Here is a 1694-nt window from a genome sequence, read left to right on the forward strand (position 1 = left end):
AATATAGGGTAAATCTTCTCTAAGATAATAAAAATGCGGACTTTAAAGCCTCTCTCTATCATCTACAACCAGAAATCGGGTTTTCATGCTTCGAAACATGAAGATATGTATGAACAATTAATGACTGTACTTACCGAATTTGGTTTTGAAATACAAGTTTTTGAATTAGCAGAGGATGTCACCTTTGATGATTTGATGAATAAAGTCATCCATCGGCATAGTCAAAGTGCAAATTTAGGCGTTGTTGTTGCAGCTGGTGGTGATGGGACGTTAAATGCAGTCGCTTCAAAACTTCGACATACGAATATCCCTATGGGAATTCTACCTTTGGGGACTTTTAATTATGTCGCTAAAGTTTTAGATATTCCTTTAGATTTGTTAGAAGCTGCTGAAGTCATCGCTACAGGTACACCACGTTCTGTACATATTGCGACGATTAACGATCAGATTTATTTGAACAATGCGAGCTTAGGCCTTTATCCATTGTTTATAAAAAAACGCGAGCTCTACAATAAATACTTAGGTCGTTTGCCTTTACATGCCTATACCTCGGCTTTGGACGTTTTATTAAGAGAAAATAAATCAATGAAACTCTCCGTTACGGTTGATGGTAAGAAATATCCAGTCAAAACACCTCTAATTTTCTTTGGTAATAATCAATTGCAATTGTGTGATATGAAACTAAGAATTGCGGATTGTGCTGCACAAGGGCGAGTCGCTGGAGTGGTCATTACAAAAAGTGATAGGCTTAGTTTATTAAACATGTTGTGGCAGTGGATTCAAGGCAAAGTAGAAGAGGCACAAGATGTTTATAGTTTTTGTGCAGACCATGTGATGGTAGATTGTGCAAAAAGATCAAAACTTACCGTGGCTTTAGATGGCGAAATATTAGAGATGAAAACACCATTAAATTTCACTGTAGAAAAGAATGCTTTAAATATTATGGTGCCAAATGTTATTACATCTGTCTGATCTGCATTTTGGAACAGAAATTGAGGCCTGTTTAGATGCGATTCGGCTTTTTTGTACCCAACATAGACCTGAAGTTATTGTTGTGAGTGGAGATATTACTCAGCGTGCCCGATATCAACAGTTTTATAATTGTCGCCAATTTTTAGATAGTCTTAATATTCCTTATCTTATTGTACCGGGTAATCACGATATTCCTTTGTATCATGTCTGGAACCGTTTTTTTTCTCCATTTACCCGATATCAATATTTTTTTGGTCAGCTTGAGCCCACTTTGGAAACTGAACATTTTTATATCGTTGGCGTGAATAGCATACGCCGTCGCTATCATACTCGTGGGCATATTTCTATTGAGCAAATTCAAACTACATATGAGCGATTACAGCAAGGACCATCTCATAAACTTAAGTTAGTTGTTTTTCATCAGCCTTTTTATACCCCGCCTGATGACGAGCATGGTATTAAAGATTGTCCTGTATTAGGAAAAATGGCTCTCGAAAAATGGAGTACCACAGGGCTATTCGGTATGTTACATGGGCATCTACATAAAACTGCTGTATATGATTTGACGCAGATCTATCATTTAGAAATAGATCATCCTATTTATGACATTCATGCAGGGACAGCGACATCTAGCCGTTTGCATTATCATGTTCCGAATAGTTTTAATGTCATTTCAAATGAGGGGGAAATTGATCATTATTGGTTTAATTATGATTTAAAGG

At 36.7% G+C, this 1694-nt stretch carries 2 protein-coding genes; both read left to right on the forward strand.

Annotated elements, in window-relative coordinates; genetic code table 11:
• The first annotated feature begins 33 nt into the window (after positions 1–33).
• Entirely contained in the window at positions 34–972 is a 939-nt protein-coding gene (locus NL42_RS15120) for a diacylglycerol/lipid kinase family protein (RefSeq protein ID WP_461313363.1), read from the forward strand.
• Positions 953–1694 (forward strand): metallophosphoesterase family protein (locus NL42_RS15125; protein WP_461313364.1); only part of this gene is annotated, 742 nt, incomplete at its 3' end. The genes NL42_RS15120 and NL42_RS15125, both read left to right, overlap by 20 nt.

The sequence above is a fragment of the Acinetobacter sp. GN11 genome (assembly GCF_054823985.1).

Coding starts and splice junctions, on each gene's coding strand:
- NL42_RS15120 (WP_461313363.1), top strand. CDS start 34: ATGCGGACTTTAAAGCCTCTCTCTATCATCTACAACCAGAAATCGGGT.